The following is a 26616-nucleotide window of genomic DNA, read 5'->3' on the forward strand; positions in this document are numbered from 1 at the left end:
GGTGGGAAAGGATCTTCCCCAAGCGGGTGCTTGTACATCGATCGATCTCGAGGGGAGACCCTAATGAATTACAACTGGGACTGGGGCGTGTTCTTCAAGTCCACCGGCGTTGGCAGCGAGACTTATCTCGACTGGTACATCTCCGGTTTGGGCTGGACCATTGCCATCGCCATCGTGGCGTGGATCATCGCCTTGCTGCTGGGCTCCATACTGGGGGTCATGCGCACGGTGCCGAACCGCATCGTATCGGGCATCGCCACCTGCTACGTCGAGCTGTTCCGTAACGTACCGCTGCTGGTTCAGCTGTTCATCTGGTACTTCCTGGTACCCGACCTGCTGCCGCAAAACCTGCAGGACTGGTACAAACAGGACCTCAACCCGACGACCTCGGCTTACCTGAGCGTTGTCGTGTGCCTGGGCCTGTTCACCGCTGCCCGCGTCTGCGAACAAGTGCGTACCGGCATCCAGGCGCTGCCACGCGGCCAGGAATCCGCCGCCCGCGCCATGGGTTTCAAGCTGCCGCAGATCTACTGGAACGTGCTGCTGCCCCAGGCCTACCGCATCATCATTCCACCGCTCACCTCGGAATTCCTCAACGTCTTCAAGAACTCCTCCGTGGCGTCCTTGATCGGTTTGATGGAATTGCTGGCGCAAACCAAACAGACCGCCGAATTCTCGGCCAACCTGTTTGAAGCCTTCACCCTGGCCACGCTGATCTACTTCACCCTGAACATGAGCCTGATGTTGCTGATGCGCATGGTCGAGAAGAAAGTCGCGGTGCCCGGCCTGATCTCCGTGGGGGGTAAATAATGGACTTCGATTTCAGTGGCATCATCCCCGCTATCCCGGGCCTGTGGAACGGCATGGTCATGACCTTGCAGTTGATGGTCATGGGCGTGGTCGGCGGCATCGTGCTGGGGACGATCCTCGCGCTGATGCGCCTGTCGTCGAGCAAACTGCTGTCGCGCGTGGCCGGCGCTTATGTGAACTACTTCCGTTCGATTCCGCTGCTGTTGGTGATCACCTGGTTCTACCTGGCGGTGCCGTTCGTGCTGCGCTGGATCACCGGCGAAGACACCCCGATTGGCGCTTTCACCTCCTGCGTCGTGGCCTTCATGATGTTCGAAGCCGCGTACTTCTGCGAAATCGTCCGGGCCGGTGTGCAGTCGATCCCCAAAGGCCAGATGGCCGCCGCGCAAGCGATGGGCATGACCTATGGCCAGACCATGCGTCTGATCATCCTGCCCCAGGCGTTCCGCAAGATGACCCCGTTGCTGCTGCAACAGTCGATCATCCTGTTCCAGGACACCTCGCTGGTTTACACGGTGGGCCTGGTGGACTTCCTTAACTCCGCCCGTTCCAGCGGCGACATCATCGGTCGTTCCAACGAGTTCCTGATCTTCGCCGGTGTCGTCTACTTCATCATCAGCTTTTCCGCCTCGCTGCTGGTCAAGCGTCTGCAAAAAAGGTTTGCCGTATGATCTCTATCAAGAACATCAACAAGTGGTATGGCGACTTCCAGGTGCTGACTGATTGCAGCACCGAGGTCAAAAAAGGCGAAGTGATCGTGGTCTGCGGCCCGTCGGGTTCCGGCAAATCGACCCTGATCAAGTGCGTCAACGCGCTGGAGCCGTTCCAGAAAGGCGACATCGTCGTCGACGGCACCTCGATTGCCGACTCGAAGACCAACCTGCCGAAACTGCGTTCGCGCGTGGGCATGGTGTTCCAGCATTTCGAACTGTTCCCGCACCTGACCATCACCGAAAACCTGACCATCGCGCAGATCAAGGTGTTGGGCCGCAGCAAGGAAGAGGCGACCAAGAAAGGTCTGCAGCTGCTCGAACGCGTCGGCCTGTCGGCGCACGCCCACAAGCACCCGGGGCAACTGTCCGGTGGTCAGCAACAGCGTGTGGCGATTGCCCGTGCGCTGGCAATGGACCCGATCGTCATGCTGTTCGACGAACCGACCTCGGCGCTCGACCCGGAGATGGTCAACGAAGTGCTCGACGTGATGGTGCAACTGGCCCACGAAGGCATGACCATGATGTGCGTAACCCACGAAATGGGCTTCGCCCGTAAAGTGGCGGATCGAGTGATTTTCATGGACGCCGGCAAGATCATCGAAGACTGCCCGAAAGAGGAATTCTTCGGTGACATCAGCGCCCGCTCCGAACGCGCGCAGCACTTCCTCGAGAAAATCCTGCAGCACTAAAAGCAACACACCTGCCGGGGCATCACTCCTTCCCTGTGGGAGCGAGCCTGCTCGCGAAGAGGCCATTACATTCAGCCTGGATGTTGAATGTCAGTGCGCTTTCGCGAGCAGGCTCGCTCCCACAAGGGCCGGCGTTGCCCTCGCAACAAGTGTGGTGGTTGACCCAAGGCAACTGTGATGAAATGCGACCCCAATCTCTATCGCGCCGCGCCGCCATCACTTGCCGTGAAGCCCCGTCTGATTCGTCATTTGTTCCTGCCGCCACTGATCATCGCCCTGATGATCGGGTTGGGTTTTATCGGCTTCTGGACCAGTGAGCATTTCGGCATTCGCAGCCTCGGCGAGAACGGTCAGCGCCAGCTCGAACTACACGCCCGCGCGGTCGAAAGCGAGATCAGCAAATACACCTACCTGCCCAGCCTGCTGGAACTCGAAACGAGTGTTTCGCAGCTGCTGGCCGACCCGAGCCCGCAATACCGGGAAACGGTCAACGCTTACCTCGAAGGCCTGAACCGACGCAGTCGCAGTCGGGCCATCTACGTCATGGACACTACCGGCCGCGTCATGGCCACCAGCAACTGGCGCGATGTCGACAGTTACCTCGGTGAAGACCTGTCCTTCCGCGCTTACTTCCAGAAAGCCGTACGTGGCGAACCCGGGCGTTTCTACGGGATCGGCAGCACCAACGGCGAACCCGGTTACTACCTGGCTCATGGCCTCGAAGAGCACGGCAAGATCATTGGCGTCGCCGTGGTCAAAGTGCGCCTGGAAGCCATGGAAGAACGCTGGCAGCGCGCGCGTCTGGAAGCGTTCGTCAGCGATGAAAACGGCATCATCATTCTGTCCAGCGATCCGGCCCGGCGCCTGAAAGCAGTGATTCCCCTGAGTGAAGCCACCAAGGAAAAACTCGCCCGCAGCCTGCAGTACTACTGGTTTCCGCTCAACGAGCTGCAACCTCTGGCTCGCGAAACCTTGTCCGAGGGCGTAGAAAAACTCACCTTCCCGGCCAACAGCGAAGTGCAGTCCGGCGAGGATGACATCAGCTATCTCGCGCAGACCCGGCCACTGACCGACACGCCGTGGAATTTCACCCTGCTCACGCCGTTGCAGGACCTGCGCCGCGAAGCGATCAACCAAGGCATTCTCGTCGCGGTCGCCTTTGCGCTGGTGGCCTTCCTGTTGATTGCCTGGAACGAACGACGCAAGGTCATTGCTACTCGCCTCGCTGCCCGTGAAGCCTTGCAGGAAGCCAATAATCAACTGGAGCGTCGGATTACCGAACGCACCACCGACTTGCGCGCCAGCAACGAACGTTTGAAGAGCCAGATCCGCGAACGTCGTCAGGCCGAAGAAACGTTGCGCCGCGCTCAGGATGAACTGGTGCAGGCCGGCAAACTCGCGGCCATCGGCCAGATGTCGACCAGTATCGCCCACGAATTGAACCAGCCGCTGGCCGCGATGCGCACGCTGTCGGGCAACACCGTACGCTTTCTCGAACGCGGTCAGCTGGATATTGCCAGCACTAACCTGAAGACCATCAACGAGCTGATCGACCGCATGGGCCGGATCACCGCCAGCCTGCGTTCATTCGCCCGACGCGGTGACAATCAAGGCCAGGCGAGCCTTGGCAAAGCCGTGGAAGCGGCGCTGCAATTGCTCGGTGCGCGCCTGGAAAGTTCGGCGCTGCACATCCACCGGCAGTTTATCGACGTGCAAGTGCAGATCGACCAGACCCGCCTCGAACAGATTCTGGTCAACCTGATCGGCAACGCCCTCGACGCCATGCAGGCACAGCCCCAGCCCGAACTGTGGCTGGAGGGTGAAGAGTTCAACGCCAAGTATCGCCTGCGCGTACGCGACAACGGTCACGGCATTGACGCCGAGGCGCGCAAGCATCTGTTCGAGCCGTTCTTCACCACCAAGCCCGGCGAACAAGGCCTGGGCCTTGGCTTGACGCTTTCCGCCAGCCTCGCGGCCGCCACCGGCGGGCATCTGGGTGTTGAACACCCGGCGAGCGGTGGCACCACCTTCGTCCTCAGTTTACCGTTGGTAAGCCCTACTCCTGCCGAGCCAATATGAACCACGACCTTAGTGTGCTGATCGTCGAAGACGACCCCCATGTGCTGCTCGGCTGCCAGCAGGCGCTGACCCTGGAAGACATTCCCTGCGTCGGTGTTGGCAGTGCCGAGGAAGCGCTGGAACGTGTTGGCGACAACTTTGCCGGTATCGTCATCAGCGATATCCGCCTGCCAGGCATCGACGGCCTGGAACTGTTGACCCGCCTCAAGCAACGCGATCGTAGCCTGCCGGTGGTGTTGATCACCGGCCATGGCGACATTTCCATGGCCGTCGGCGCGATGCAGAAAGGCGCCTACGACTTCATGGAAAAACCGTTCTCGCCGGAGCGTCTGGTCGATGTCGCGCGACGGGCGCTGGAGCAACGCAGCCTCGCCCGCGAAGTGTCGTCGCTGCGCCGGCAACTGGCCGAACGTGATTCCCTTGAAGGACGCATCATCGGCCGCTCGCCAGCGATGCAGAACCTGCGCGAATTGATCGCCAACGTCGCCGACACCTCGGCCAACGTCTTGATCGAAGGTGAAACCGGCACCGGTAAAGAACTGGTCGCGCGCTGCCTGCACGACTTCAGCCGCCGGCACAGCAAGCAGTTCGTCGCGTTGAACTGCGGCGGCCTGCCGGAGAACCTCTTCGAAAGCGAAATTTTCGGCCACGAGGCCAACGCCTTTACCGGCGCGGGCAAACGCCGGATCGGCAAGATCGAACACGCCGACGGCGGCACGCTGTTCCTCGATGAAGTGGAAAGCATGCCGCTGCCATTACAGATCAAACTGCTGCGCGTGTTGCAGGAACGCACCCTCGAACGCCTCGGCTCAAACCAGAGCGTGGCGGTGGATTGCCGGGTGATCGCGGCGACCAAGTCCGACCTCGACGAATCGAGCAAGGCCGGCGAGTTCCGCAGCGACTTGTACTACCGCCTCAACGTGGTAACGCTGGAGCTGCCACCACTGCGCGAACGCCGCGAAGACATTCTGCAACTGTTCGAACACTTCACCCAGCAATCAGCACTGCGCTTCGACCGCGCACTGCCGGAGCTGGACAACCAGACCCTGTCGAACCTGATGAGCCACGACTGGCCGGGCAACGTGCGTGAATTGCGCAACGTCGCCGAACGTTTTGCCCTCGGTTTGCCGGCGTTCAAGAAGTCCGGCACCAGCGCTGGCGGCCAAGGCCTGGCGTTTGCCGAAGCGGTGGAAGCCTTCGAGCGCAACCTGCTCAGCGACGCCCTGCAACGCAGCGGCGGCAACCTGACCCAAGCCAGCCTTGAACTGGGCATGGCCAAGACCACGTTGTTCGACAAAGTGAAAAAGTACGGGTTGAGCCACTGATGGATCTGTTTTTCAAAGCCCTGTTGGGCGCCGCGGTAGTACTGATCATCGCGGCGCTGTCGAAAACCAGAAACTACTACATCGCCGGATTGGTGCCGCTGTTCCCGACGTTCGCGCTGATTGCGCATTACATCGTTGGCAAGGGGCGTTCGATTGAGGATTTGAAGACCACGATCGTGTTCGGGATGTGGTCGATCATTCCGTATTTTGTGTATCTGGCGACGCTGTATGTGATGGTCGATCGGCTGCGGCTGGAGGCTTCGCTGGCGGTGGCAGCGGTGGCGTGGTTGATGGCGGCCACTGTTTTGGTGACGGTTTGGGTGCGCTTGCACAGCTGACCCTCACCCCAGCCCTCCCGAAACGTCGGACCGCCCAGAGGGAGAGGGGGCCGACCGAGGTGTCTTGCGTCTGACATTGACCTGAAAGATCCAGTTGATTATGGATTCGGTACAGCACGTTCAGGTCGGCGTACAACTCCAGCATCCCCCAATCAGTCCCCTCTCCCTCTGGGCGGTCCGACGTTTCGGGAGGGTTAGGGTGAGGGGCTTTTGGCTCCTACCGATATCAGCTGACCGTCCCGCCCTTGGACTCAGCCATAATCTGCCGAATCGCCCCGACAAACGTCTCCACCGGTTGCCCACCCGTCACCGCATACTGCCCGTTGAACACCACGGTCGGCACCGAACTCACCCCGCGCTGCAGCCACAGCTGTTCTTCTTCACGCACCTCATCGGCAAACTCGTCCGACGCCAGAATCGCCTCGGCACGCTGGCGATCCAGCCCGACACTTTCAGCGATCTGCACCAGTTGCCGATGATCCGATGGATTACCGCCCTCACTGAAATAAGCCTTGAACAGTGCCTCTTTCAAAGCCAACTGCACACCTTCGAGCCCGGCCCAGTGCAACAGGCGATGCGCATCGAAGGTGTTGTAGATGCGGCTGTTGCCATCAGTGCGAAAGGCAAACCCCAGCTCGGCGCCACGGGCGCGGATCGCTTCGCGGTTCTTCTGCGACTGCTCCGGGGTCGAGCCGTATTTCTCTTGAATGTGCTCGGCAATGTTCTGCCCATTGGCGGCCATTTTCGGATTCAGTTCAAAAGGCTGAAACCGGATCTCGGCCTGCACTTCGTTGCGCAGGATTTCCAGTGCCTGTAACAGGCCATACAAACCGACGACGCACCACGGGCAGGAGACATCGCTGACAAAATCGATTTTCAAGGCAGAACTCATCACACACCTCGCGGGGGGAAATCGTGCGGGAAAGTTTGCACGATACACCCCGGCCGGATTTTGTGGTGCCCCCTTCGCGAGCAGGCTCGCTCCCACATTAGATCGCATTCCCCTGTGGGAGCGAGCTTGCTCGCGAAGGGCCATCACCCACACCGCCAACTGTCGGTTACAGCAGATTCCCGCCCACCACCGGTTCAATCTGCGCCCAATGCGAGGTGTCTTCACGATGCGCCTGCAGATACGGCAACACCGCCGCCAGCAATGGCTCCTTGAACGCCTCCTGAAAACGATGGGCCAACCCCGGAATCAGCTTCAACTGGCTGCCACGAATGTGCGCTGCCAGATGCACGCCGTGCATCACCGGCAGCAACGGATCCGCCGTGCCATGCACCACCAGCGTCGGCACCCGCAACTGGTTGAGCAATGCCACCCGGCTCGGTTCGGCGAGGATCGCCATGATCTGCCGTTTCACGCCTTCGGGGTTGAACGCGCGGTCATACGACAGCGCGGCCTGTTGCAGCAAGGCCTGCCGGTCATCGGTGACCGCCGGGCTGCCCAGTGCTGCCAGCAGATCAGCCTGTTGTTCGAGCGCCACCTGACGGTTTGGCGCACCGCGTCGCGACAGTAACTGCACCAGCGCGGCACTCGGTGCCGGCAGACCTTCGGCGCCAGAAGTGGTCATGATCAACGTCAGGCTCTCGACCCGCTGTGGCGCCATTGCCGCCATGTGCTGGGCAATCATCCCGCCCATGCTCGCGCCCAGCACATGAAACTGCTCAACGTGCAACGCGGCCATCAGACCCAGCGCGTCGTCAGCCATATCCGTCAGGCTGTACGGCGCCGACACTGGCAGGCCGAGCTTGTAGCGCAAGACTTCAAAGGTCAGGTTGGCCTCAACCGGGGCCTGACGCCAGGTCGACAGGCCGACATCGCGGTTGTCATAGCGGATCACCCGAAAGCCCTGCTGACACAGCGCAACCACCACTTCGTCAGGCCAGTGGATCAACTGCCCACCCAGGCCCATGACCAGCAACAACGCCGGATCCGACGCGCGCCCGATGCTCTGGTAAGCAATGCTCACCTGCTGCAGATCGACGTGCTCGGTCGGCACATTGACGTCGCAACGCGCTGCCGCCCACGTCGACGATCCGAAAAAAATCGCGGCCAACAAAGCCGCGATCGATAAAAAACCCTTAGCCATGAAAAACACCGAAACGCAGAACCCCAGTAGAGCGCGAGTCTGATGAAGTTTGTACAAGCGCGCTGCCACAGTTCCATGACAGTTTGATGAAGAGTGCCGAGCGGTCGTGCAGGGTTGTTGCAGACAATATCTATATACCGCCAACGTCCAGCGCAATTTGCCTTGAATGACGCGCACCGGAGCGGATCCGCCGCTCCCCTTGCGAGTCATGCCACCATGCCTGATCAGACCACCCGCGCTTTACCCTCCGCGCCGTCACCGACGCTGAAAACCTCCACTCGGTTAGCGAAAACCACCGATGACAGCCTGGCGCTGCGAGCATCCAGACGCTGGCAGAACAGCAGCGACGGCTTGCGTGAACTGTATGCAGCCAGTCCGGGGCTGCGCGATAGCCTCAATGAGCTTTTGCAGGAAAAGTTGCAACTCGACGGTGAGAAAACTGTGCTGCGCTTTGCCGCTATCGCCGATCACCCCGAGCGCCGTGTCAGCCTCACCGAGGCCTGTGCGTTTGTCCTGCAACAGCCGACGCTGGACGTCACGCTCGATCAGCGCAGCCAGGTCAGCGGTCTGGCTGCCGGTCACCCACTGTTCGCGTTGAAACCACTGCAAGTGCTCGAAAAGCTCAAAGCACTTGATCCGCAACAGTTCCACGCCACGCGCTGGGCAAATTTCTGGGAGGCGCGAGCACCGCATGCAGCGGTGTCACGGCGAGAACGCTCCCTGCAGTTCTATCGTGAACACCTGGAAGCCACAGCCGACATGGCGCTCGCCCGTCGCACCATCACCGCGCAACAGCTCAAACCCTTGCAGCAAATCCTCGACAGCCCGTGCGGGGCGCTGCTGTTGGACGGTCAACCCATTCATACACAACAGCTGGCGCTGTTGCTGAGCAATGGCAGCAAAGTCAAACTCGCGGGGGCTTGGGTGATCAGCGTGGATGATCCGGCATCTGCCAGCCCTTTGCTCTATTTGCCCAGCCGTTCCGTGCCCGTGCAGTTTTTCAAGACGCGCAACGAGATGGAAAACTGGCTGTCCCGCCAGGGCCTGGTGCCAACGGGACTGCCTGGCGAACATCTGCGCTTTGAATACACCACGCTCTTTGATCCGCTCGTCAGCGGTTCAAGCGATCTGTTCGCGAGTCGACAACAAGCGCAGATCAGCGCGTTGTGCAACACCAACAAAGGCAGGCCCGGGCTGTGGGAGCACGGCGCACAGTCGCTGATGCAGGTCGATCTGCTCGATCGCCAGCGCAGCACCGCGAGCATTGTCGCCTCTGCGCCGTCTGCCAGCCATCAACTGCCCACTTTCGAAACCGGTCAAAAGCCGTTGTTTGGAAGCCTGTCGGCCGGGATTGCGCTGGGTGTACGCCAGGCAGCAATCAAGCGCGAGCGAGAAGCGCTCGACACACTGCTGGAAAACGACCGCAACGGAGCACACAAGAAGGCCTGTCAGGACGCGCTCAACGCCATTGAAGCCGCGGAGCAAGCCTGCGACAAAGCGGTAGACACGTTGCTTTATCAGGCGCAAGTGTCCGAGCTGAGCAACACCCACAAAGACTTCACCGCCCTTCATCAGGCGCACAAAGACGCTTTGTACGCCGAAGCCAAACTGCAATTGGCGCTGGGCCAGCTCGATACCGATCAGCACGCACTGCTCAAAGCCGTGCTGGACAACACCGGCGCCAACGAAACAAACGCTGACGTCAGCGTGGCCAGTCTGACGCTGTCCATGACCGAAACGGTTGGCGGTACCACTTCCGTGCAAACCGAAAAACTCAAGGGCCCCTTTGTCATCATGCGGTCAGGCGCATTGTCAGACCGCGACTCGCCAGACAGTCTGCTGCTCTACTGGCCAGGCAGCGGTGGCGGTTTGCAGGCGTTTGCCAACCGCCGGCGGCTGGAACGCGAGGCATTGATGATTCAGGACAACACGCCCGAACTGACCTTGCAACTGAACGAAATTGCCACGGCCCCGTTGCATGCCTGTCTGGATGAACTGCTTGACGATTACAAGGCAAAAGCCGCCCCGATCAGCGACAAAGCCGAGCAGGCCGACGCGCTGGAAATCCTGCGCAAAAACAGCCGCGCAGCTTTTCAGGTGCCGGTACACGCCGCCAGAAGCCTGGCGTTTGCCCATGTGCTGGAACAGGATCGCAGTGCCACACTCGCCGAGCACCTGCCGGACTGGCTGATCAACCTCAACAGTGGCGAACGTAGCGCGCTGAAAAAGAACCTCGAGGCGTACATCGCTGCGATGCGCAAGAGCCACCAGCTCATGACCCTCGCGCTGGAGCCCCGTGACGACTTTACCCGCAAACACCTGCACGCGCGGCTGCGCAAGGATTTCTCCCTGGAAGGCGATTTTTCGGTGCAAGTCGAGCTGCCCGATTCGACCCGCACTGAACCCCATTATGAATCAGGCCCCGGCGGCCATCGAAAAACCACCGTCATCGTGCCCGGCGCGACGCGCAGCAAAATGCCGCTGGAAGATCTCGCCCAGCTCAACATCGACAATGTCCAATCGGTGCTCAATGACTCGCTGTCGCAACGGTTGATTTTCCTGCGGGCGGAGGTCAGCGCAACCCACAAAACCGATCGCATCCGCCTGCTCAACGGCATCAATCTGACCTATTTGCGCAGAGCGCTGCCGGAACTGGACTTGCCCAAAGCCTATGAGCAGAAAATCCGCGACGCCTTCATCGGCGCTGCGACCGAGCCAGTGTTCGTCAAGGAGCATCGCCGGGAAAGCCTGATAGAACCCTGGCGTCTGATGCTCACGATCCAGGCTGAAAGCGCACGCCTGCGCAAGCACATCAGCAACGATGAGGCCGCGACGCTGAACACCGCCATCGCGGCCTGCACCCCGCAGGCGTGGCTCGCCGACGGCAAGCGCATCGCGCTGCTGCCGGTGTCCCTGAAAGTGGGCGGCAAGGACACGCCCCGTGAAGGTCCCGTCACGCTGTCGGGAGTGACGTTCATCGAAGAACAGATCAGCGGGGTGACCCTGCTGTATCTGCCCGAAAGCCCCGACGAGCAGTTTTTGCGCCGCTACGACAACCTCGAAGCCGCGCGCAAAGGCCTGTTCAGGTTATGCGCGAGCGACAAATGGGTGACCTGGCTGGCGGGCCGAACCCTGCAAGGTGACGTCAAGGCGCATGTGGGTCGGATCCATCAGGCCGTGGAAAAAAATTTCGATGCGCTCATTGAAGTCGGCGAGCGCTGGCCACAGTCCACCTCCCTGGCCGCGCATCTGCTCGACGCGCACATGGGCCGTCTGATTGAGGCCCATCGCGGCAGCTCGCGCTCCAATGACGAGTTGTTCTTCGAGCGTCATGCCTTGAAGGGCCCGCGCGCCTTCAACTACATATTGATGGCGATCGGCATGGTGCCCTTCGTCGGCACTGCGCTGGCCCTTTATCAAGCCTGGACGGCCGCCAATCAGGCGACGGCAGCGTTCTTGCGCGGCGAGGTCGGCGATGGTCTGGCGGAGATCGAATCGATGCTGCTGTCGTTGATCGACGCACTATTCGATGTGCTTCCGGGTGAAGCCATCGCCTCGACGCTATCACGCACCAGCCGCACGCTGACACGCACTCGCCAGCTTCATCAACTGGTTGGCAATGTGGCCACCCTGCATGGCAAAACCCAGCGTCAGGCCAGGCACGTGTTGGCACGCTTCGCTGATTACGAATATGAAAAGCCACTTTCCCTGTCGAGCGTGCAACCCGCGACTCATGGTATCTACCGCAATATCTACCGGCATGCCGACGGCGATTTCATTGAACGCCAGGGACGTCTCTACCAGGTGGAACTCAACACGGATTCACGCAGTTGGCGTTTGTCCGGCAACTCGCGAAAAACCTACAAACAACCGATTGCCCTGGATGAAAGCGGACACTGGGACACCTGGTTTGGTGTCTACGGCACCACGCTTGAAGGCGGTGCGCTGGGCGGTGGCAACGTCGCCGGACACCTGGCCGATAGGCTCGACCCTTACTGGCCACCGGTCATTCGGCAACGCTTGCCGCGCTGGTGGGCCGACCGCGCATTTCGCCGCCAACTGCAATTGACCGATGAGGTCGAACACCTTGCCGATCTGTGCGACGCAAGGATCCCGACAAGCAAGAAAGCCATCGACGCCTACGAGGAGGCCAGCCTTGCAGAGCGCCCCGCATTGCGTGCGGCCTCCGAAGCCGCCTGCCTCGAAGATATCCGTCTGGAGAGCCGGCGTTATGCGGTTCTGGAAGAACTGAAACCACTTACGCATGGCAAAAAGCTTAAATCTGTCGGTGACACTCAAAGCGAGGTCGCGATGAAATTGACCGAACGATACTGGCAGCGCGCCTCACATGTTTCCGACAGCATTATTCCTGTGACCGATGGCATTAACGTGCAGAGCAGAGTGCTGAACGCCTTGCCGAGCCACGCGTTGCCAAAACGCTTGAAGATGCTGGAGGAAGTTCGCTTGCTGCGGGTCGAATACCTGAAAAAACTCGATCAGCAGCAGGAACTCAAAACGCTCGCCAACCAATGGTATGCACGGGTCAAGCTAAAAGCGGACAAGGCCCATCTCGTCGAGTTTGTCGAAGAAATGAACGCCCTGTACAGCGATGCCAACCTGCTCTACGTGCGAGCAACCCAACGATTTGAAATCGTCAAAAATCACGCCCGCCACCGAGAGGTTTCCTGGTTTTATCTGCTGCAACGAGCCGCTGAACTTCGCGCCCATGTGTATCGCGCGCTGGAAACCCAGTATGACCTGCCGAAAATTATCACCACGCCGGCACAACGCAGTCAGATTCTGCAGAACTGCGCCGATCTGTACACCCGCTTTCGTCTGCAAATGAAAATCTGGACAGCCAGCTATCCACAGCACTTCCATATGGATGTGGTTGAACCGTTGCTCAACGATCTGGAGCAAATGACCAGCCGTGCCCTCGCCGAAGTGAAGACACCGAGCAAAGCGAAAAGCCCGGGCGAGGCGGTCCAGCGGGTCTTCACGACCACAGATGACAATCTGATTTACGGCGTTGAGAAATGGGATTCAGTCACTCAGAGACGCCGCTATGAGCGCACACGCCGAGAGGGCAGCGTCGAAATCTGGGAAGAAGGTCCCGACGGCAAAGCCCGACTGATCACCCCGGGTAATGCTGAAACACCGGCAACCACGCCAACGGCGCTTGCCGATCTGGTGACAGACGCACAACAACGTCTGGATGCTCAAGTGACTTACCGCGCAACGGTTGAGAGCAACGCCGACCGGGGCATGCTGCCGGTCGATCTGCAACACATGATGGACAGTCAGGCCGCAGAGCTCAACACCCGGGCCGATCGCATCGCGACTGTATCGGCTGAGCACCCGATCATCGGGCAACTACGCAGCAAGGCCGACGAGCTCATCGTCACCGGTCGGTCCGTGCGCACCCAACGCACGTTTACCAGTGCGAAACCTACCGATGGCATGCTGGATGACCTCATCGCTGAAAATGCCGTGGAGATCCGCAGAACCCGGCCGATCAAACAACTGAGCAAGCGTCGTGGTGAGGAGGACTACATGCAGGAATATGAAGTCTGGAACATAACCGCAGAACCGCCACGTCTGTTGTGGTACGCGCACTTCCATTACCGCAGCGCAGCACCGGCGTTCAGGCCATTCGAGAAAGCGCACTTGAAACTCCCGGCACACCGCTACCTGACCCATGCCGATGACGCCAACCTGCCGTATTCCGATATCGGGCCGAATTCGATTGTTCTGGTGCATTTCGAGGGGATCTGAATCCACGTCGCACAGCGACCCTTCAGGAGAAGCGGGAGAATCGCCGGGCGCGCAACCGGGCTGTCGAATGCCGGGTTATGATCGACAGCCCGGCAAACATGAGACAAACTCAACGTTTATGCGTTGATCACAAGTTTTCCTCATGGAGTCCCTCGGTGCTTGAAATCCGTCACCTGAAAACCCTGCATGCCCTGCGCGAAGCCGACAGTCTGGTGGACGCCGCCGACCGCTTGCACCTGACGCAATCGGCGCTGTCGCACCAGTTCAAGGAGCTTGAGGAACGCTTGGGCATGGCGTTGTTCGTGCGCAAGACCAAACCGGTGCGTTTCACCAGCGCCGGTTTGCGCCTGCTGCAACTGGCTGACGCAACTCTGCCGCTGCTGCGCGCTGCCGAACGCGATATCGCTCGTCTGGCCGGAGGCACCGCCGGGCGTCTGCACATGGCCATCGAATGCCACAGCTGCTTCCAGTGGCTGATGCCGACCATTGACCAGTTCCGCGATGCCTGGCCGGAGGTCGAACTCGACCTCGCCTCGGGTTTCTCGTTTGCGCCGCTGCCGGCGCTGGCCCGTGGCGATCTGGATCTGGTGGTGACGTCCGACCCGCTGGAAATCGCTGGCATCACCTATGTGCCGTTGTTCACCTACGAGGCCATGCTCGCCGTGGCCAACCAGCACGCACTGGCCAGCAAACCGTACATTGTCCCGGAAGACCTGCTGACGGAAACGCTGATCACCTACCCGGTGGAACGCGATCGCCTCGACATCTTCACGCGTTTTCTCGAACCTGCCGACATCGAACCGGCGCAGGTGCGCACCTCGGAACTGACGGTGATGATGATGCAACTGGTCGCCAGCGGCCGCGGCGTCTGCGGCATGCCGCACTGGGCACTGCACGAATACAGCTCGCGCGGTTATGTGAAGGGCAAACGCTTGGGGGAAAAAGGCTTGTTCGCAACGTTGTACGCAGCGATTCGCACCGACATGCTCGATGCACCGTACATGCGCGATTTCCTGCTGACGGCCAAGGACACATCGTTCTCGACGCTGGACGGTGTCAGCGCGGTGCGCTGAGCCCTGTGGGAGCGAGCTTGCTCGCGAAGGCGTCGGGTCAGTCAATCTCGTTGTTGAATGTTCTACCGCATTCGCGAGCAAGCTCGCTCCCACAAGGGCGGGGTGATATCAGATCTCGCGCCACATGTGGATCTTGTCGAAGTAGTCTTCACCCACCCGCACCGCCAATGGTTCGAGGCCGAACTGGATGAAGCCGCAGCGCTGGTAGAGATTGAACGCGGCGTCATTGCCGGCGGTGACGGTGAGCTGGAGCAGTTTCAGCGCCGGATGGTTTTGCGCTTCGGCGATGGCCGCCTGCACCAGTTCATGGCCCAGGCCATGCTGGCGAAAATCCGCCGACACGTACATGCCGAACAACGTGGCCTTGTGACGAGCCTTTTCGCGCGGTTCAAAGGCCAGGCCGACGATGCCGGCCAGCGTGCCGCCTTCAAATGCGCCAAGCACTACATCGAGTTTGCTGGTCAGACGCCCTTCCCACCAGCTCAAGGGCATCACCGCGCGTTCGCGCACGCTTGAGGTGAAGGCCTGCGGATGACGGTCATAGGCTTCGAGCATCAGTTCGCGGTAAGCCAGGGCATGACTGGCGTCCAGCCGTTCGATCCACATGTTCACGCCGACCTGCGTTGCTCAAACATCAGGCGCACGGCCAGACCTGCCAAAACGAAGCCCATGAAATAACGCTGCAGCGCCAGCCATGTCGGGTTGCGCACAAACCACGAAGCGATGCCCGCCGCGAACAGTGCGATCAGCAAATTGACAGAGAAACTCACGCTGATCTGGGTCAGGCCGAGAATGATGCTTTGGGTGAACACCGAGCCGTGTTCAGGGGTGATGAATTGCGGAAAGACCGAGAGGTAGAACACGGCGATTTTCGGGTTCAGCGCACTGGTGAGAAAGCCCATGGCAATCAGTTTTCGCGACGAATCCGGGGGCAACTGCTGCGCTTCGAACGGCGACCGCGCACCCGGCTTCAGCGCTTGCCAGGCCAGCCACAACAAATACAACGCACCGGCCCACTTCAGCACTTCATAGGCCATCGGCACCGCCAGAAACACCGCCGTCAAACCCGCAGACGCCGCGAACATATGCACAAAGAAGCCACTCACCACACCAAGCAACGACGTGACCCCGGCCTTGCGTCCCTGACAGATCGAACGCGAGATCAGGTAAATCATGTTCGGCCCCGGCGTCAGTACCATCAACAACGCGGCGGCGGCGAAGATCAGCAGGTCTTGAAGCGGGATCATGGCAATGTCCTTTGCGTGAATGATCAGGCGAGCGCCGTCAGTGAGTGGCGATAAAACGGCAGGATCAGGTCGCGTGTCAATGGCGCCAGAACGACAGCAGGATCAGTGGCCGGATCGACCCAGATCACTTCTTCGATTTCCGCCGCCGGAGTGACGTCGGCATTGATGGTCAGTTGAAAGATCTCGGCCTGAACGACACACCCCGGCTCGTTGGCCGCAGGCGCCGAGAACTGGCCGAGAAAAGACGCCTGCGCCGGATCGATCCGAAGGCCCAGCTCTTCTTCCAGCTCCCGGGCCAGCGCGTGCACCGGCAACTCCTGCGCCTCGATCTTGCCACCCGGTTGCATGAACGCGGTGGTCCCGCGCTTGCGCACCAGCAGAGTCTGCCCTTGAGGATTGAGCAACAGCGCGGCGGCGATACGAATGAGGTTTGCAGAGACAACGGATGCAGAGGTCATGGGTCAGCCACCGGCCTGGAAAAACCGCAAGGATCCCATGCCCGGCCCAATGACGTCACCTCGCCGATCATTCGCCCAGCGCCGTGAGCGTGGCTTCAACCTCCTCCGGCACCTTGACGAAAATCGTGTACTTGCCGCCCTCCATGGCTTCGAACGCAATCAGCTTTTCCACCAACAGCGCGCTGAGTACCTTGCCGGCGTTGAGCAGCAGCATGCCGTTATCGGCATTGAGGTTGCGCGCCAGAATCATCCCCGCCGCCAGATCCCGAGTGGAGAGCACCTTGACCGACGGATCGGCCAGCGTCACGTCGCTGAGAAATGCCGCACACACCTGAATGAAATCTTCGACCAGATCAGGATCGTACAAACGCCCGGCGTACTGGCGCAGGTACAGCAGCGCTTCATCGCTGTTCATCTGCCGCTCGAGGATCAGACCGCGCTGCAACTCGACGAAATCCACCGCCAGTTTCAGCAAGCGTGAACCGAACGGAATGCCCTCGCCCTTGAGCCGGTCGGGAAACCCGCTGCCATCCCAGCGCTCCTGATGATGCAGGATCAGACGCGCCGCATCTTTCATCGGGTCGAGCGTCATGAGCAACGATTCGCTCTGCTTCGGGTAACTGCGATACCGCTCGCGTTCGGTATGGCGCAGCAGATCCGAGGGCGTGATCATCATCGCGTCGGTCCAGCTCAGCTTGCCGATGTTGTACAGCGCCGCAGCCATGGTCAGATCACGGCTGGTGGCCTCGTCCAGGCCGTGCTGTCTGCAGTAGCTGCGCACCAGTTCGATGATCTGCCGGTTGGTCTGCTTGGCAGGTGGCAAGCGCAGATTGGCCAGCAGCGAAAACACTTCGGTGCCGGTGACATAGCTGTGCTTGAGCTCTTCGTACGCCAGATCGAGCATGTCGGCGGTCTGCTGCAGTTCGGCGGTGCGCGCCGCGACATGCTTTTCCAGGGTGCTGTTGAGCAGTTTGAGCTGGTCGTTCTGCACCCGGGTCAAGCGCTCCAGACGCTGGCGCTCGTGCTCGGAATGCTGGTGCTCGAGGGACTGGCGCAGAATCAGCAGCAGCTCTTCGTCGTTCCACGGCTTGCTGATGTAACGGTGAATCTGCCCGTCATTGATCGCTTTGATGATCGCCGCCGGGTCGGCATATCCCGTGAGCATGATCCGCGCAGTCGCCGGAAAACGCTCACGGACATGCGCCAACAACGACGCACCGTCCATGCCCGGCATGCGCGCATCACTCACCACCAGGTTCACCGGCTGCTGCGCGAGGATCTCCAGCGCCTGGGCGCCGCTGGTCGCCAACAGAAGATCGTAGGGTTGGCCGCGTAACAGGCGACGCAGGCTGTTGAGGATCGCCTCCTCGTCATCGACCAGCAGCACTGTGGGTCGATGCGCCGACATCGGCGCGGATAGCTCTTCCATGGCATGGCCTCAAGCAAACAGGGAAATAACGACGCACCGACCCAACGCTTCGCCGGTCCGCGCCTGAGTCCAAGGCTAGATGATTTTGGCCGGCATTCACGCCGATCTTTGTCCGGGGCCGAAAGCGCAGTACCGGGGAGCCGACTATGCTGAACACAGCGCAAGACTCCATCGGCTGATACAAACAGGCAAATGGCGAGGGAAAAGGATGCCCCGGATCACCACAGCATGCCTCCCCACGGGTGGCGCGGCATGACAACGCCAACCGTGCACATCAATCGCCGCGTGCTGATCGTTGACGACAGCCCGGCGATCCATGGCGATTTCGCCAAGATTCTCAGCCCGGTCATCCCCGGCGACGATGGTTTGGGCGAAACCGAGAATCTGTTATTCGGCACCCCGTCTGCAAAACAATCCCAACATTTCGAGCTGGACTCGGCGTTTCAGGGCCGCGAAGCGCTGGACAAACTCGAAGCCGCGCTGGCGCAAAACCGCCCCTACGCCATGGCTTTCATCGACATGCGCATGCCGCCGGGCTGGGATGGTCTGGAAACCATCGAACGGCTGTGGCAGGTCGACCCCAAGCTGCAAGTTGCGCTGTGCACGGCCTATTCCGATTATTCCTGGGAGGATATCGACCAGCGTCTGGCACTGAACGACCGGTTGCTGATCCTGAAAAAGCCCTTCGACGCCATCGAGATCCGCCAGATGGCCAGCGCCCTCACAGTCAAATGGCAGATGACCGAAGACGCCGAACTGAAGATGAGCCTGCTGGAGCAAGCGGTGCAGGAACGCACCCGTGAGCTGTCGGACGCCAACGTGATCGTGCAGAACAGCCCGACCATTCTTTATCGTCTGCGCGGCGAACCCTCGTTTGCGCTGATGTACATCTCCCACAACATCACCCGTTACGGCCACGTCGCCGCCGACCTGGTGGGTTCGCCCGACTGGGCCCAGGCACTGATTCATCCGGACGATCAGGCGAACGTCGATGCGGCCATGGCCCGGGTGCTGGATCGGCATGCGTCGGGCGCGTCCATCGAATTCCGCATGCGCACCGGCCAGGGCACCTGGCGCTGGGTGGAAAACCGCTACATTCCGGTGCGCGATCAGGACGGCCGACTTCTGGAAGTCGAAGGCATCATCCTCGACATCACCGAACGCCGCCTGGCCGAGGAAAAACTGGCCTTGCTGGCGCGCTCCGACGGCCTGACGGGCCTGGCCAATCGCGCCACACTGATCGAACGCCTGCATCAGGCGTTTGCCGCCGCGCGACGGGGTGCCATGCCGTTTGCGGTGTTCTATCTGGACCTCGACCATTTCAAGCGGATCAATGACACCTTGGGCCACCCGGTGGGCGACCTGCTGCTGCAGGAAGTCGCCCGGCGCATCAAGTCCGGCGTACGGGAAAGTGACGTGGTGGCGCGCCTGGGCGGCGACGAGTTCGCGATCCTGCAACTGGACGTCAGCGACCCGACCCAATCGGCCGCGATGGCTGCCAACATCCGCGACACGCTGCTGGCGCCCTACCTGCTGGCCGGCAATGCTCTGCATATTTCGGTGAGCATCGGCATCAGCAGTTACAGCGACCTCAGCCTCGATGCCGACACGCTGCTCGGGCAGGCCGACATGGCGCTGTACCGCGCTAAGGAAATGGGCCGCAACCAGTACCACTTCCACTCCGAGGAAATCTCTCGGGAAGTGGCCGAACGCATGACCCTCGTCAGCGAACTGATGACGGCCCTCGAGGGCAATGAACTGATGCTGCGGTATGCGCCGGAGGTCGATCTGCACAGCGGCAGGATTCTCGGCATGGAGGCACAAGTCCTCTGGCAGCATCCTCGTCACGGCCTGCTGCCGGCTGCCGACTTCGTGCCGATCGCGGAGAAAACCGGCGCGATCATTCCGCTCGGGCGCTGGGTGCTGGATCACGCCTGCCACCAGATGCACCTGTGGCGTAACGAAGGGGTCGCACCGCCAGTGATGGCGATCAAACTTTCGCTGGCCCAACTCAAGAGTGGCCCCGAGCTGATCTACAACGTGCTGCGCACCACCGCCCGCTGGGAACTGGCGCCCTGGGATCTGCGCTTCGATGTCACCGAGGCCACGCTGGCCCAGACCAAGTGGACGCACAACGATGCGTTGCCGCGCCTGCGTGAACTGGGCGTGAGCATCGCCATCGATGATTTCGGCACTGAATATTCCTCGTTCGACTACCTGAAAACCTACCGGGTCAATCACCTCAAACTGGCGCAGAGTTTCGTCGACAGTGCCGCCCACGATGTCGCCGGAGCCAATGCCCTGCGCGCGATTGTCAACTTCGCCCGCGACCTGGGCATCGGCATCATCGCTGAAGGCCAGCCGTCTTCGGATCAGCCGTGCACACCACCCGCCGCGCCCCCGCTGCCGAGCGCCCGGGGCATGTATTTCAGTGCAGCGGTCAGCGCCGAACAGGCCGGGCATTTGCTCAAGGACAGTTGCCGTCTGACGCCAAAGGAGGACGAGGCATGAAAACGCCTTTTCCCCAGACCAACCGCCGCATCCTGATCATTGACGACACGCCGGCAATCCATGAGGACTTTCGCAAGATCCTCGCCCCGCAGGTGGCGGACGCCGTCGATTTGCAGCAACTGGAACAGACACTGTTCGGCAGCCAGCAGACGCCGCACCTGAGCTTCCAGCTCGACTCCGCCTATCAGGGTCAGGAAGCCCTGGCACTGGTCAACCGCGCACTGGCCAGTGGCAATCCCTACGCCCTCGCCTTTATCGACATGCGCATGCCGCCCGGCTGGGATGGCCTGGAAACCATCGAGCAACTGTGGCGGGTCGACCCGAACCTGCAAATCGCCTTGTGCACGGCGTACAGCGACTACAGCTGGGAAGCGATGGCCGAACGGCTGGAGTTCGGCGACCAACTGCTGATCCTGAAAAAGCCGTTCGACAGTCTGGAAATCCGTCAGATGGCCAACGCCCTGACGTGGAAATGGCAACTGGCACAGGACGCGGCGCTGAAGATGCTCAGCCTTGAGCGAACCATCGAGGCGCGGGTGCACGAACTGCTCAAGGTCTCGCACCTGCTGCAATACGACAGCCTCACGGAACTGCCCAACAGCACCCTGCTCGGTGATCGCCTGAGTCAGGCCATGGCGGTGTGCCGCCGGCATGACAAACAACTGGTGGTGATGTTTCTCGGCCTCGATCGCTTCAAGCGCATCAACAATGCGCTGGGCCATCCGGCGGGTGACGAGATGCTCAAACGGGTCGCCCGGCAACTGTTGTCCTGCGTACGCGATTCGGACTCGGTGTTTCGCTACGGCTCCGATGAGTTCGTGGTGATCCTCGGCGACATCAACCACCCTCAGCAAACCCACGGCATCGCGGAAAAACTCCTCGCCGCCATTCGCCTGCCGCAGACGATTGTCGGCCACGATGTCAGCGTCACCGCCAGCGTCGGCATCAGCGTCTACCCCGATGACGGCCTCGAAGCCACCGAGCTGATAAAGAAGGCCGAGACCGCGATGCGCAACGTCAAGGAACAGGGCCCCGATAACATCGGCTTCTTCATCGAAGCCATGAACCAGCACGCCCGCGAACAGCACAGCATCGAGTCGGGCATTCGCCGAGCGCTGCAAGAGCATGAATTCGTCCTGCACTATCAGCCGAAAATCGACCTGCGCAGTACCAAAGTGGTGGGTGCCGAAGCACTGGTGCGCTGGCAAAAACCGGGGCATGGCTGGGTCTATCCGGCGGATTTCATCCCGGTGGCCGAGGACAGCGGTCTGATCGTGCCGCTGAGCAAATGGGTGCTGGCTGAGGCCTGTCGGCAGACCCGGGCCTGGCAACTGGCCGGACTGCCGCCGATCCGTATGTCGGTCAACACTTCACCCATCGATTTTCGCCAGCGTGACTTCGTCGCCGGCATCGAGCGCGTACTGCAACAGACAGGTCTGGCGCCCGAGTGGCTGGAACTGGAAATCACCGAAGGCGTGCTGATGCAAAACGTCGAGGCGACGATGACTGCGCTCAATCGCCTGAAGACGCTGGGCACGCGCCTGGCCATCGATGACTTTGGCACCGGCTATTCCAGCCTGAGCTACCTGCGGCGGTTTCCCATCGATGTGCTGAAGATCGATCAATCGTTCATTCGCAACCTGTGCAACGACCGCAGCGATGCGGCGCTGGTGAGCGCGATCATCAACCTGGGCAAGAGCCTGGGCCTGAACGTCATCGCCGAGGGCATCGAAACCGCCGAACAACTGGCGTTTCTCAAGGCCCATCACTGCGAAGAAGGTCAGGGTTACTTTTTCAGCAAAGCCCTGCCGGCAGATACGTTTGCGCGTTTGCTCGCCGGCACGCAACCCGCGCCATGGACAATAGGATGATCACTGTGAAACAGGCCTTGAGTCAGGGAGACAATTGCCGATGAGCCTTTTCCACCACGCCATGGCGCTGCTGCTGTGCGGACTCTGCGCCGGGGCCAGTGCCGAGCCGCTGAACGAGCCGCTCAAACCGTTGCCCGCAATACCGCAGCAGGATGCCCGGCGCGTGGAACTCGGTCGACGGTTATTCCACGAGCCACGGTTATCGATCAACAACACGCTGTCCTGCGCCAGCTGCCACCAACTCGACAAGAACGGTGCCGACAGCCGCGCCTTGTCACTGGGCTTCGACGGCAAACCGGTGGCCGTCAACACCCCGACCGTGTTCAACGCGGCCCTAAACTTCCGCCAGTTCTGGGATGGTCGCGCCGAAACGCTCGAGGAACAAAGCAACGTCGTCATCACCAGCCCGCATGAAATGGGCAGCGACTGGAGCACGGTGATCGAGCGCATCGGCAACGACCCCGACTATCGTCGCGATTTCGCCGCCACCTACCCGGACGGCGTGACCCAGGCCAATGTCCAGCAGGCGCTGGCCAGTTTCGAACGCACCTTGCTGACGCCCAACTCACGCTTCGATCAATACCTGCTCGGCAACACCGACATCCTCACCCTGGAGGAAAAGTACGGTTACCAGCGCTTCAAGGAGTACGGCTGCATTGCCTGCCATCAGGGGGTGAACATCGGCGGCAACATGTTCCAGAAATTCGGAGTGTTCGGCGATTACATTGCCGATCGCGGCAGCCCGACCGTGGCCGATCAGGGCCGCTTCAACGTCACCGCCGACGAAGCGGACCGGGCCGTGTTCAAGGTGCCGAGCCTGCGCAATGTCGCGATCACCGCGCCGTACTTTCACGACGGTTCGGCCCCCACCCTCGAACGCGCCGTGGATGTGATGTTCCAGTACCAGTTGGGGCGCATGCCGAGCGCTGAGGACAAACGGCTGATCATGCTGTTTCTCACAACCCTGACCGGCCAAGGGGAGAGCAAGCCATGATCAACATCTCGCGGCGACGCAGCCTGTTGTTGCTGACCCTGGTCGCCCTGGCGCTGGCCTCGATCCTGCTGTTCCTGTACATCAAATCCAGCTCTGCCCAGACCATGACGTACACCGAATCGAGGGATCTGATCCGGCAGATCAAACAGCAGAACTCGCTGTGGGAAAACGAGCTCCTCAAGGCGCGAGTGGCGCTCAGCCACAACTACGATCCGTTGGTGTCACCGATGAACGAAATGAACCGGCTCTGGGCGCGCTTCGATGCGATCGAGTCCGGACATGGGCGCAACGACTCGGCGCAATGGAACGACGCTCACGAAAGTTTCCGACAGGCGATGCAGGAAAAAATCCGTCTGGTCGAACAGTTCAAATCGCACAACGCGCTGTTGCGTAATTCCCTGGCCTTTTTGCCCACCGCTGAAGACGACATCCAACAGCAACTGGCCAGCCTGTCGGACTTCGATAAATTGCAGCTGCAGAACATCACTACCGACACCTACGACCTGCTGCTCAGTGCCCTCGAATTCGCCCAGGTCACCTCTGACAACCTGGCCGCCGACATCGAGGTCGGCCTGAACAAGCTGAAGGTCAACGCGCAACGCCTGCCGCTCGCGTTTCAGACCCCGATCAGAATCATGAGCAGCCATATCTCGCTGATTGCGCGCGAGCAGCCACTGGTCAATCAGTTGCTCGAAAACATCGAAAACATCCCCGTGGCCGGAAGCCTCGACAACATCACCACTATGCTCGATCACGATCAGCAGCGCGCCGATCAGGTCGACCGGCAGTACCACTTCTACCTGCTGTTGTTTTCGGTGCTGCTGATGTTGTCGCTGGTGTGGCTGGCCATCCGTTTGATCGGCAGTTTCGCCGAGATCAACCGGGTCAATAACGCCCTGCAAACGGCCAACGACGCGCTGGAACAAAGAGTCGAAGAACGCACCCGGGAACTGCGCGACGCCCAGAGCGAACTGCTCGACGCCGCACGTCAGGCCGGCATGGCGGAAATCGCCACCAATGTGCTGCACAACGTTGGCAACGTGCTCAACAGCGTGAACATCTCCAGCGACCTGATCACGCGCAAGCTGCGCAACAGCAAGGGCCAGGGCCTGGGCAAGGCCATGCAACTGATCAACGAACACCCGGATGACCTCGGCGCGTTCCTCAACGAAGACGCCAAAGGCAAATTGCTCCCCGGCTACCTCAACCAACTGGTGGTCGCGATTGCCCAGGAACAACAGGAAATGCTCGACGAATTGAATCAGATGAACAAAAGCGTCGATCACATCAAGGACATCGTCGCCACCCAGCAATCCTATGCCGGCGCCAACAGCATGACCGAGCCATTGTTCATCAACGAGTTACTGGAAGACGCGTTGCGCATGAACGCCGGGGCACTGACCCGGCACCACGTCACAGTGGTCAGGGAATACGCCGACGTGCCGCAGGTGATGGGCGACAAACACCGCTTGTTGCTGATCCTGATCAACCTGATCAGCAACGCCAAATACGCCATGTCCGACCTCAGCAACCGCCCCCGGACCATGACCCTGGCGGTCAGGATTGTCGATGACAGCTTCCTCGAAATCAGCGTCAAGGACGATGGCGAAGGCATCGCTGCGGAAAACATGACGCGGATCTTTGCCCACGGTTTCACCACCCGCAAGGAAGGCCACGGCTTCGGTCTGCACAGCTGCGCCCTGGCGGCCATCGAAATGAACGGCCACCTCACTGCGCACAGTGACGGCCCGGGCCAGGGTGCGTTGTTCACTTTGCAGATCCCCCTGATCAGCGTCACGGAGAACGCATGAGCGAGCTGTCGAACCGCCGCATTCTGCTGATCGACGACATGCCGTCGATCCATGAAGACTTTCGCAAGATTCTCGCGCCGCCGGCGGCGCAATCAGTGGAACTGGACCAGATGGAAGCGGCACTGTTTGGCGCTCAGGTTCGCGCCGAACGTCCGCCGTTCGAGCTGGACTCGGCCTACGGCGGCGAGGAAGGTTTGGGCAAACTGATACAGGCCCAGGCAGAACAACGCCCCTACGCGCTGGCCTTTGTCGACATGCGCATGCCCGACGGCTGGGACGGCGCGAAAACCATTGAACATCTGTGGCAACAGGACCCGCAGTTGCAAGTGGTGGTCTGCACCGCCTACTCGGATTATTCCTGGGATGAACTGCTGGAGCGCTTGCAGGCGCATGACCGCTTGCTGATTCTGAAGAAGCCGTTCGACAACATCGAAGTGCAGCAGATGGCCAACACCCTGCTGACCAAATGGCAGATGACCGAACGCGCATCATTGCAGATGCATCACCTGGAACATCTGGTCGATCAACGCACGGCCCAATTCAAGCAGGCCAGTGAAGAACTGCAGCGGGAAATCGATGAGCGCAAGCAACTGGAAAGTCAGCTGGTGCAGTCGGAAAAACTTGCGTCACTGGGGCAAATGGCAGCGGGTGTGGCCCATGAAATCAATAACCCGATCGGCTTTATCTCCTCCAACCTCGGCACGCTGGACGGCTACTTCAGACAATTGCTCAGCGTACTTGATGCCTGGCAGACGCTTGGGCCAACGCCAGACAGCGAGTCAGTGGCGCGGCTTGAGCAATTGCGCAAAGACGCCGATCTGGATTTTCTCCTCGAAGACATCCCGGTGCTGATCCGCGAATCCAAGGAAGGCATTGGCCGCGTCGGGCAGATCGTCAAGGACCTGAAGGACTTCTCCCGGGTCGATAGCCATCAGCAATGGCAGTGGGCCAATCTGCAGCAAGGCATCGAGTCGACCCTGAACATCGTCGCCAGCGAACTCAAGTACAAGGCCGACCTGATCAAGGAGTATCAGCCGCTGCCGGACATCGAGTGCCTGCCATCACAAATCAATCAGGTGATCATGAACCTGGTGGTCAATGCGGCGCAGGCCATGGGCCCGGAACGCGGCACCATCACCTTGCGCACCGGGCAGCAACAAGACACGGCCTGGGTGGAAGTCGCGGACACCGGCGCGGGGATTGCGCCGGAGATCCTGCAGAAGATCTTCGATCCGTTTTTCACCACCAAACCGGTCGGCCAGGGCACCGGGCTTGGACTGTCCCTGTCCTACGGCATCGTCAAAAAGCACGGTGGCGATATTTCGGTGCGCAGCGAACCGGGCGTGGGCACGACCTTTCGCGTCGAATTGCCGATGCGCCAGAACCGGCCCGCTGCCTGA

General features: G+C 60.5%; 19 protein-coding genes. 13 read left to right on the forward strand and 6 right to left on the reverse strand.

Annotated features, from left to right (window positions below):
• Positions 1 to 63: 63 nt before the first annotated feature.
• From CCX46_RS24320 to CCX46_RS24345, 6 genes are all read left to right on the forward strand, one after another.
• The gene (locus CCX46_RS24320) at positions 64 to 810 is read left to right on the forward strand and encodes an amino acid ABC transporter permease (protein ID WP_095048296.1); all 747 of its coding nucleotides are present in this window, start codon (positions 64 to 66) and stop codon (positions 808 to 810) included.
• Complete coding sequence (locus tag CCX46_RS24325) at positions 810 to 1481, forward strand: amino acid ABC transporter permease (RefSeq protein WP_003227756.1); 672 nt, start codon at positions 810 to 812, stop codon at positions 1479 to 1481. The genes CCX46_RS24320 and CCX46_RS24325 overlap by 1 nt, the downstream gene beginning before the upstream one ends.
• Positions 1478 to 2212 (forward strand): amino acid ABC transporter ATP-binding protein, encoded by a 735-nt coding sequence (locus CCX46_RS24330; protein ID WP_007963947.1) that lies wholly within the window; start codon positions 1478 to 1480, stop codon positions 2210 to 2212. Before CCX46_RS24325 ends, CCX46_RS24330 begins: the two co-directional genes overlap by 4 nt.
• Positions 2213 to 2389: 177 nt before the next feature.
• Positions 2390 to 4291: a sensor histidine kinase gene (locus CCX46_RS24335; protein WP_127929605.1), complete on the forward strand. Its 1902-nt coding sequence runs from the start codon at positions 2390 to 2392 to the stop codon at positions 4289 to 4291.
• The gene (locus tag CCX46_RS24340) at positions 4288 to 5616 is read left to right on the forward strand and encodes a sigma-54-dependent transcriptional regulator (RefSeq protein WP_127929606.1); all 1329 of its coding nucleotides are present in this window, start codon (positions 4288 to 4290) and stop codon (positions 5614 to 5616) included. The genes CCX46_RS24335 and CCX46_RS24340 overlap by 4 nt, the downstream gene beginning before the upstream one ends.
• A complete protein-coding gene (locus tag CCX46_RS24345) occupies positions 5616 to 5954 on the forward strand; it encodes a GlpM family protein (protein WP_095112348.1) in 339 nt (112 codons plus the stop codon). The genes CCX46_RS24340 and CCX46_RS24345 overlap by 1 nt, the downstream gene beginning before the upstream one ends.
• Positions 5955 to 6180: 226 nt before the next feature.
• On the opposite strand, the gene CCX46_RS24350 is transcribed toward CCX46_RS24345, so the two are convergent.
• Together CCX46_RS24350 and CCX46_RS24355 are read right to left on the reverse strand one after the other, a co-directional pair.
• The gene (locus CCX46_RS24350) at positions 6181 to 6846 is read right to left on the reverse strand and encodes a DsbA family oxidoreductase (RefSeq protein ID WP_127929607.1); all 666 of its coding nucleotides are present in this window, start codon (positions 6844 to 6846) and stop codon (positions 6181 to 6183) included.
• A 166-nt stretch (positions 6847 to 7012) separates the two neighbouring features.
• A complete protein-coding gene (locus CCX46_RS24355; RefSeq protein WP_127929608.1) occupies positions 7013 to 8047 on the reverse strand; it encodes an alpha/beta fold hydrolase in 1035 nt (344 codons plus the stop codon).
• Between the two features lie 216 nt (positions 8048 to 8263).
• On the opposite strand from CCX46_RS24355, the gene CCX46_RS24360 reads away from it, so the two are divergent.
• Both CCX46_RS24360 and metR read left to right on the forward strand, forming a co-directional pair.
• Entirely contained in the window at positions 8264 to 13822 is a 5559-nt protein-coding gene (locus tag CCX46_RS24360; RefSeq protein WP_127929609.1) for a dermonecrotic toxin domain-containing protein, read from the forward strand.
• Positions 13823 to 13977: 155 nt separating this feature from the next.
• The gene (gene metR / locus CCX46_RS24365; RefSeq protein WP_127929610.1) at positions 13978 to 14895 is read left to right on the forward strand and encodes a transcriptional regulator MetR; all 918 of its coding nucleotides are present in this window, start codon (positions 13978 to 13980) and stop codon (positions 14893 to 14895) included.
• A gap of 108 nt (positions 14896 to 15003) precedes the next feature.
• On the opposite strand, the gene CCX46_RS24370 is transcribed toward metR, so the two are convergent.
• The 4 genes from CCX46_RS24370 to CCX46_RS24385 form a co-directional block, all read right to left on the reverse strand.
• Positions 15004 to 15501: a GNAT family N-acetyltransferase gene (locus tag CCX46_RS24370; RefSeq protein ID WP_127930447.1), complete on the reverse strand. Its 498-nt coding sequence runs from the start codon at positions 15499 to 15501 to the stop codon at positions 15004 to 15006.
• 2 nt (positions 15502 to 15503) lie between these two features.
• A complete protein-coding gene (locus CCX46_RS24375; protein WP_127929611.1) occupies positions 15504 to 16142 on the reverse strand; it encodes a LysE family translocator in 639 nt (212 codons plus the stop codon).
• Between the two features lie 23 nt (positions 16143 to 16165).
• Positions 16166 to 16600, reverse strand: a complete 435-nt coding sequence (locus CCX46_RS24380) for an NUDIX hydrolase (RefSeq protein ID WP_127929612.1) — start codon at positions 16598 to 16600, stop codon at positions 16166 to 16168.
• Positions 16601 to 16667: 67 nt separating this feature from the next.
• Complete coding sequence (locus CCX46_RS24385; protein WP_127929613.1) at positions 16668 to 18029, reverse strand: HD domain-containing phosphohydrolase; 1362 nt, start codon at positions 18027 to 18029, stop codon at positions 16668 to 16670.
• A gap of 252 nt (positions 18030 to 18281) precedes the next feature.
• Between CCX46_RS24385 and CCX46_RS24390 the strand changes: the two genes are divergently transcribed.
• The 5 genes from CCX46_RS24390 to CCX46_RS24410 are packed head-to-tail and all read left to right on the forward strand — an operon-like array spanning position 18282 to position 26616.
• Positions 18282 to 20540, forward strand: coding sequence for a GGDEF/EAL domain-containing response regulator (locus CCX46_RS24390; RefSeq protein WP_177413879.1), 2259 nt, complete (start codon positions 18282 to 18284; stop codon positions 20538 to 20540).
• Positions 20537 to 22411: a putative bifunctional diguanylate cyclase/phosphodiesterase gene (locus tag CCX46_RS24395; RefSeq protein WP_127929615.1), complete on the forward strand. Its 1875-nt coding sequence runs from the start codon at positions 20537 to 20539 to the stop codon at positions 22409 to 22411. Before CCX46_RS24390 ends, CCX46_RS24395 begins: the two co-directional genes overlap by 4 nt.
• Positions 22412 to 22451: 40 nt before the next feature.
• Positions 22452 to 23405, forward strand: coding sequence for a cytochrome-c peroxidase (locus CCX46_RS24400; protein WP_127929616.1), 954 nt, complete (start codon positions 22452 to 22454; stop codon positions 23403 to 23405).
• The gene (locus CCX46_RS24405) at positions 23402 to 25216 is read left to right on the forward strand and encodes a DAHL domain-containing protein (protein WP_127929617.1); all 1815 of its coding nucleotides are present in this window, start codon (positions 23402 to 23404) and stop codon (positions 25214 to 25216) included. The genes CCX46_RS24400 and CCX46_RS24405 overlap by 4 nt, the downstream gene beginning before the upstream one ends.
• Positions 25213 to 26616: an ATP-binding protein gene (locus CCX46_RS24410; protein ID WP_127929618.1), complete on the forward strand. Its 1404-nt coding sequence runs from the start codon at positions 25213 to 25215 to the stop codon at positions 26614 to 26616. Before CCX46_RS24405 ends, CCX46_RS24410 begins: the two co-directional genes overlap by 4 nt.

This window comes from Pseudomonas sp. RU47, from assembly GCF_004011755.1.
GTDB lineage: Bacteria > Pseudomonadota > Gammaproteobacteria > Pseudomonadales > Pseudomonadaceae > Aquipseudomonas.